The following is a 6,954-nucleotide window of genomic DNA, read 5'->3' as shown; positions in this document are numbered from 1 at the left end:
ATCCTAAAACCTGCGGCGCACGCATAGCGTGCGCCGCAGGTTTTAGATCTGGATTTTAATTATGCTGAGGTACTTAGCTTAGAAAGTTGTAAATTGCTAGGCGCAATTAAATAAGTAGCTTAGCAACGAGAAACGACTCTTTACCTTTCTGGGTTTTAATTTTTACTGCACTGTGCTACTTAGCATAAAATAGCTAGAGATTAACTTTTATTGAGCAGGGATATTTAAAGAGGCAAAACATGGGGCAAACACTCGAAGCTGTAGCGATTGACTATCAAACAGAAAATTATCGCGATGCCTACAGTCGGATCAATGCGATCGTCATTGAGGGCGAAGCTGAGGCGCACAGCAACTATCTCCAACTTGCGGAGCTAATGCCCGAATTTAATGAAGAACTACATAGACTTGCCAAAATGGAGGATCGTCATAAAAAAGGCTTTACAGCCTGTGGCAAAAATCTTAACGTCACACCTGACATGGATTTTGCAGAAAAATTCTTTTCTGAATTGCATGACAATTTCCAAAAAGCCTTTGCAACAGGGGATATCGTTACTTGTTTGTTGATCCAATCACTAATTATTGAGTGCTTTGCGATCGCCGCCTATAACATTTATATTCCCGTCGCCGATCCTTTTGCCCGCAAGATCACCGAGGGTGTAGTCAAAGATGAATATTTGCATCTCAACTTTGGCGAAGAATGGTTGCAAGATCATTTTGAAGACTCCAGAGCTACCTTAGAGCAAGCTAATCGTCAAAACTTACCTTTAGTTTGGAAAATGTTGAACCAAGTGGAAACCGATGCCAAAGTCCTTGGCATGGAAAAAGAAGCTTTGGTTGAAGACTTCATGATTCAATATGGCGAAAGTCTAGGCAAAATCGGCTTCAACACCCGCGACATCATGAGAATGTCAGCAATGGGTTTGGTAGCTGCTTAGTAGCAATTAGCTGTTAGCTGTTAGCGTTTAGCTAATTGCCAACAGCTAATCATCTTTATTCTCAAAATTCTCAAAAAAGAAATAATTATTTCTAATATTTCTCAAAATTCTAAATAAAAACAGCTAACAGCTAATAGCTAATAGCTAATTGCTAATAAAAAACTGGTAACTGCAATCGATGTTTGGTCTTATAGGGCATTTGACAAGTCTTGAACACGCTCAGTCTGTAGCAAGGGAATTAGGCTATCCCGAATATGCCGATCAAGGTTTGGAATTTTGGTGTAGCGCCCCGCCCCAAATTGTCGATCGCATCAAGGTTACGAGTGCAACAGGTCAACAAATTGAAGGCTTGTATGTAGAATCCTGCTTTTTGCCAGAGATGCTAGCTGGCAGCAAAATTAAAACTGCTATTCGCAAGATTCTCAACGCGATGGCGCTAGCCCAAAAAAATGATGTGGACATCACGGCTTTGGGGGGATTTTCTTCAATTATTTTCGAGAATTTTAACCTCAGTCAGATGTCGAGCGTCCGCAATATTCAACTGGAATTCAATCGATTTACCACGGGCAATACCCACACGGCTTATATCATCTGTCGCCAGATCGAAGAGGCAAGTCGCAAATTTGGTATTGACTTGGCAAAAGCGACGGTAACCGTTTGTGGCGCAACGGGAGATATTGGTAGCGCTGTATGTCGTTGGCTCGATGCGAGAACTAACATCAAGGAGTTACTCCTAGTCGCCCGCAATCAAGAGCGTTTGCAAGAGTTACAGGCGCAGCTCGGTCGAGGTAAGGTTTTGGATATCGAGGAAGCCCTACCCCAGTCCGATATTATCGTTTGGGTAGCGAGTATGGCTAAGGGTATGGCGATCGATGCCACAACTCTCAAGCGCCCTTGCATATTGATCGATGGTGGCTATCCTAAAAATATGTCAACCCTCGTTCATGAAGAAGATGTCCATGTGATCGATGGTGGTATCGTCGAGCATAGCCTCGATATTGATTGGAAAATCATGAAAATCGTCAATATGACTGCTCCTGCCCGCCAACTTTTTGCCTGTTTTGCCGAGGCAATGCTTTTAGAGTTTGAAGGTTGGCATACTAATTTTTCATGGGGAAGAAACCAAATCAGTATTGAAAGTATGGACAAAATTGGTGAGGTGTCTATCAAGCATGGATTTAGACCGCTCATCAATTGATAATTAGCTTTGCACAATTCACTTAAGTGTGGCTTTAAGTGTGGCTTAATCCAGTAAATTACATGAAATATGAGTGGCGGCGCTTCGCGCCGCCACTCATATTTGGGGTTCAGGTACAAAGCACTGTAAATTTATAAAGCTTTGAGCAATTATCTACGTATGATCCAAAAGATAGCTTTTCTGGGTTTGGGTGTTATGGGTGGTGCGATGTCCGCCAATCTTGTGAAGCGTGGCTATTCCGTATTGGGGTGGAATCGCTCGCAAGATCGCCCCACGATCGCCTCATTTACCAGTGTGGGGGGGACTCTCGCCCAATCCTTGTCAGAAGCGGTCAGTGATGCCGATGTGGTGTTTTCCTGCCTAGGAGATGTCCCCGATGTCACAGAAGTTCTCATTGGCGAACAAGGAGCCATAAATTTTGTTAAGAACAATGCGCTATTTATTGACACTAGTACGATCGGTAGCGAAGCGGCAAAAACAATTGGTAATGTACTGATGCAAAGGGGGTTACGCTTTTTAGATGCGCCAGTGTCTGGGGGCGATGTGGGTGCTCGTAATGGCACGTTAACCTTTATGGTGGGTGGCAATCCCGAAGATTTGCAAGAATATCTCCCTTTATTTGATGCGATGGGTAGCAATATTAAACATTGTGGAGCGATCGGCAGCGGTCAAGCGGTCAAGCTTTGCAATCAAACCCTTGTGTCGGTCTATATGTTGGCTCTCTGCGAGACAATGCAGATGGCGGAGAAAATGGGTGTCGATCCGCAGTTGGTGGTAGATGTCTGTGGCAGTGGTGCGGCAGGCTCATGGGCTTTAACTAATCTGGGCATGAAGGTTGCTAAGGGCGATTATCAAGCGGGATTTGCCATTAAACATATGCTCAAGGACTTGCGGCTCGTTCGAGAAATTAGCCAAGAAATTAATCCAGAAATTAGCCAAGAAATTAATCCAGAAATTCACCAAGAATCAGGTGAGCTTCAAAATTTGCCGATCACTAAAGACTTTGCCGCAGATCTACCAGCGATCGCCTTGGCTATGCAAAATTTCCAAAAGGTTAGTCAGATGGATGAGGGGCAGGGAGCAGAGCAAGGCACGCAAGCCATGATTCGGGCATATACGGGCATATGATTTATTTGACCGCAAATCTTAAATTGTTAAAAATCTATCAAACTCTGGCAAGTATGCTTTGATACAATGCGAAGCTATCCCGTAAAGATGCCTCCGCTCCTCCAGAAAAAATGCAACTGGCAAAAAGACTTCGTAATATTCAGCCTTCCTTAACTCTAGCGATCGACGCAAAAGCTAAGGCAATGAAGGCTAGTGGAATTGATGTTTGCAGCTTTAGTGCTGGCGAACCAGACTTTGATACGCCCGACCATATCAAAGCTGCCGCTAAGCTCGCCCTCGATCAAGGTAAGACTCGCTACACTGCCGCCGCTGGCATCCCTGAGCTTAAACAAGCGATCGCTGCTAAGCTCTTACGCGACAATCAATTAACTTATAAACCCGAGCAGATCATCGTTACCAATGGCGGTAAGCATTCGCTGTACAACCTGATGATGGCTATCCTTGACGAGGGAGATGAAGTAATTATTCCCGTGCCCTTTTGGGTGAGCTATCCCGAAATGGCGAAGCTTGCCGAGGCGACACCAGTATTTGTGATTACGACTGAAGAAACTGGATATAAAATTACGCCAGAACAATTGGAAGCGGCAATCAATCCTAAAACTAAGTTGTTTGTGCTCAATTCGCCTTCTAACCCCACAGGGATGGTTTATTCTCCTGCGGAAATTCATGCCCTAGCTGAGGTTTTGGAGCGGCATCCCCATGTTTATATCGTGTCGGATGAGATTTACGAAAAGATTCTCTATGATGGCGCATCTCATATCAGCATCGTTTCGGTCAGTCCCGCGATGTACGATCGCACCTTAATTAGTAGTGGGTTTGCCAAGGCTTACTCGATGACTGGTTGGCGTGTTGGTTATTTAGCGGGAGCACCCGACATCATTAAGGCGGCTACGATCATTCAAGGACATAGCACCTCGAATATCTGCACCTTTGCCCAATATGGTGCGGTGACTGCCCTCAATGATTCCCAAGAATGCGTAGAAACGATGCGAAAAGCCTTCGCCGAACGCCGCGATGTGATGTACGACCTGTTGACTTCTATTTCAGGCATTACTTGTCCCAAACCCGATGGCGCTTTTTATCTATTTCCCAGTATCAAATCCTTTGGAATGCCATCCCTAGATTTCTGTGACAAACTTCTGGAGGAATTTCAAGTTGCGGTGATTCCAGGAATTGCCTTTGGTCTAGATCATTGTATTCGTCTATCCTATGCGACCAATTTAGAAACAATCCGCGAAGGCTGCGATCGCATTCGTCAGTTTGCGGCAAAACTCTAAAACTTTAAGCCTGTATAGCAATCCTAAATGGTTTGTGGAAGCGCCCCTCGAAAGGGGGGCGCTTCCACAAACCAAAAAATCTACAAATGATTTAGGACTGCTATATAGCTGTCAGTATTTATATAAAACCCAAGAGAGATGTGGCGCGAAGCGCCGCATCTCTCTTTTGGTTTTTATGTCCTGATAAACTTGGCGTTATACCAAAGCTCAAAATGGCGTAGCCATTTTGAGCTTTGGTATTAGCTATAAGTAAAGGAGAAAAATTTCCTATGGCAAAATTTTACGATCGCCTCACAACTGAGTTACAGGACTTTATCAAGGCTCAGCATATATTCTTTGTGGCGACGGCTCCCAAGGATGGTCGCGTTAATCTCTCGCCCAAAGGAATGGATGCTTTGCGGATAATCGATGCTTCAGAGATTGCCTATCTCGATCTCACGGGCAGTGGCAATGAAACTGCCGCCCATCTTCTTGAAAACCCCAGAATTACCATCATGTTCTGTAGTTTTACGGAAAAGCCTCTGATTTTACGCCTTTACGGTCGCGGTGAAGTTATCCATGCCAGAGATGCGCTATGGCAGGATTATCTATCCCTATTTCCCGCGATCGCAGGCACGCGGCAAATCTTCCGCATCAAGATAGAGTCGGTGCAAACATCCTGTGGATTTGCCGTTCCCTTTTATGAATTTAGAGGCGATCGCCAAGTTTTAAAGGAATGGGCGGAGCAAAAAGGCGAAGAGGGGATCTACGAATATTGGCAAAACAAGAATCAACAAAGCATTGATGGGTTGCCAACTGGGCTCTTATAGAACCTGAGAAAGGCAGCCCAAAGCGCCGCCTTTCTCTTCTGAGACTTATCTGAAACTTAAAAACTGCCGCGCATAACTTGATTGAGCATCACCTCAATTTGTGAGGCAAGCTGAGTATGACTCATCCCAATCCGATCTAAAACGCTCAATGCTAACTCTAGTGATCGGATCGATTTGCCTTGATATTGGTATTGAAACTGCGAACTGTTACAGGTCTGGTAAAGCCCCGCTAAGTCATAGAGAGTTTTAGCATAGTCATTCATCAGACCTAACTGCTCAAAGGAGATCGACGCATCTAGTAAAGAATCCTCGGCCGTTTCGATCGCATCTTCATCAAGACTATCTAAGCCTTCCAGTATGCGATGGACGTAGATCCGCCCACGAATATGTTTGGCAATGGCAATACCCTTGAGATATTGGTAATCTCGAAAACGGGGTAAAACATCTACGCGAATGCAAATTAAACTTTCTTCTATTTGGCGATCGCCTAATAAAGCTTCCGCCAGATCGCAATATAAATAGGCTATTTCAATGGTATCGACAGGCTCTTTGAGTAAAGCGATCGCTTCTTTAAGGAATAGGATCGCTGATTGCCATTGGTTATCAATGATCGCATCTTGGATTAGCAAACCAGTTACTTGCCATTCGTTATCCGCAATGGCAACCTTGGCAAGTCCTTTAAGTGCTTGCAAGCGCAAAAAATTATCGGAACTAGCAATGGCAATATCGCGAGCGCATTGAAAAAGGCTTGCTGCTTGGCTATTATCCCCAGACAAAAAATATAATTGCCCCAAGTTAGTGTAACTTCTAGCAATCAGTCCTTCATCCTCCATTTCAAGGCGCACCGATAGCGATCGCTCAAAACTCATCAAAGCAGACTGCCAATCGTTGATGTGCTGGTAATAAAGCCCCATAGCATCGTCCGTAAGCGACTGCCCCGCCAAATTATCCCCATAGGACTCGTAGGCTGCTTGCAAAAGCCTTAAAACATCGTTCAACTCCCCCAGTTCTAGCGCCAGAATTGCCTGCACATAGAGAAAATAAGCTTCCTGCTCGCGATCGTTATTTTGATGGTGATTTAGAGCTTCTTCCGCTTGTTTGACTAAACTCTTGGCTCTTTGCAACGAATCTGGTTGTTTCGTTGCCATCAGTTCTACCGCCAAATCAAGGTAAACTCTTGCGGTTGTTCTCGGATCTGATTCCGCATTATCTCCAAGGCTGTTATTTTGAAGGCATTGTTCAAAATAGGCGATCGCTAATGTCCGATTCTGCTGCCGCAGATGCTGTCCTTGGATAAGAAATTCAGCTAACTTCATGAGAATCTCCAAAATTATGCGTGCAAGTTACCTGTTTTTAGGTGGCGCACTTCACGTTTAATATCGTACCCAAATTACCCCTAGAATCACAAATTTTGATTGATAGCAATTCCAGTATTTCCCCCTATTAAATTATAGCTGCCGCTAGTTATGTTTGGGCAAAATCAAAACCTACCAAAAGGATGAGCGTTGTTACTCCTCGCCCACAACCATCCTTAATACCAAAGCTCAAAATGGCTACGCCATTTTGAGCTTTGAAAACCCTTATACCAATTTCCAAAAGTGTGGCTA

The 6,954-nt window shown here is 44.4% G+C and carries 6 protein-coding genes; 5 read left to right on the top strand and 1 reads right to left on the bottom strand.

Annotation, left to right across the window (positions count from 1 at the left end):
- The first annotated feature begins 239 nt into the window (after nt 1-239).
- The 5 genes from PseudUWO310_RS19620 (at nt 240) to PseudUWO310_RS19600 (ending at nt 5,347) form a co-directional block, all read left to right on the top strand.
- A complete protein-coding gene (locus PseudUWO310_RS19620) occupies nt 240-935 on the top strand; it encodes an aldehyde oxygenase (deformylating) (protein ID WP_143122168.1) in 696 nt (231 codons plus the stop codon).
- Between the two features lie 178 nt (nt 936-1,113).
- On the top strand, nt 1,114-2,133 hold the full coding sequence (locus PseudUWO310_RS19615; RefSeq protein WP_055076829.1) for a long-chain acyl-[acyl-carrier-protein] reductase: 1,020 nt from the start codon (nt 1,114-1,116) through the stop codon (nt 2,131-2,133).
- A 159-nt stretch (nt 2,134-2,292) separates the two neighbouring features.
- The gene (locus tag PseudUWO310_RS19610) at nt 2,293-3,261 is read left to right on the top strand and encodes an NAD(P)-dependent oxidoreductase (protein ID WP_143122167.1); all 969 of its coding nucleotides are present in this window, start codon (nt 2,293-2,295) and stop codon (nt 3,259-3,261) included.
- 110 nt (nt 3,262-3,371) lie between these two features.
- Nucleotides 3,372-4,538, top strand: a complete 1,167-nt coding sequence (locus PseudUWO310_RS19605) for a pyridoxal phosphate-dependent aminotransferase (RefSeq protein ID WP_143122166.1) — start codon at nt 3,372-3,374, stop codon at nt 4,536-4,538.
- A 269-nt stretch (nt 4,539-4,807) separates the two neighbouring features.
- Nucleotides 4,808-5,347 carry a pyridoxamine 5'-phosphate oxidase family protein gene (locus PseudUWO310_RS19600; RefSeq protein ID WP_143122165.1) on the top strand — a complete coding sequence of 180 codons (540 nt, stop codon included), beginning with the start codon at nt 4,808-4,810 and terminating at the stop codon, nt 5,345-5,347.
- Nucleotides 5,348-5,403: 56 nt separating this feature from the next.
- Here PseudUWO310_RS19600 and PseudUWO310_RS19595 read toward each other — a convergent pair whose 3' ends face one another.
- Entirely contained in the window at nt 5,404-6,663 is a 1,260-nt protein-coding gene (locus PseudUWO310_RS19595; protein WP_143122164.1) for a tetratricopeptide repeat protein, read from the bottom strand.
- Nucleotides 6,664-6,954 lie beyond the last annotated feature (291 nt).

The sequence above is a fragment of the Pseudanabaena sp. UWO310 genome (assembly GCF_006861605.1).
In the GTDB taxonomy this organism is placed as follows: Bacteria; Cyanobacteriota; Cyanobacteriia; order Pseudanabaenales; family Pseudanabaenaceae; genus Pseudanabaena.
Note: the sequence above shows the minus strand (reverse complement) of the source record. Positions and strands in the feature narration are given on the sequence as shown.

What these genes read in the sequence shown, in the direction of transcription:
- PseudUWO310_RS19620 (WP_143122168.1), top strand. Translation starts at nt 240, where the DNA reads ATGGGGCAAACACTCGAAGCTGTAGCGATTGACTATCAAACAGAAAAT.
- PseudUWO310_RS19600 (WP_143122165.1), top strand. Translation starts at nt 4,808, where the DNA reads ATGGCAAAATTTTACGATCGCCTCACAACTGAGTTACAGGACTTTATC.
- PseudUWO310_RS19610 (WP_143122167.1), top strand. Translation starts at nt 2,293, where the DNA reads ATGATCCAAAAGATAGCTTTTCTGGGTTTGGGTGTTATGGGTGGTGCG.
- PseudUWO310_RS19615 (WP_055076829.1), top strand. Translation starts at nt 1,114, where the DNA reads ATGTTTGGTCTTATAGGGCATTTGACAAGTCTTGAACACGCTCAGTCT.
- PseudUWO310_RS19595 (WP_143122164.1), bottom strand. Translation starts at nt 6,663, where the DNA reads ATGAAGTTAGCTGAATTTCTTATCCAAGGACAGCATCTGCGGCAGCAG.
- PseudUWO310_RS19605 (WP_143122166.1), top strand. Translation starts at nt 3,372, where the DNA reads ATGCAACTGGCAAAAAGACTTCGTAATATTCAGCCTTCCTTAACTCTA.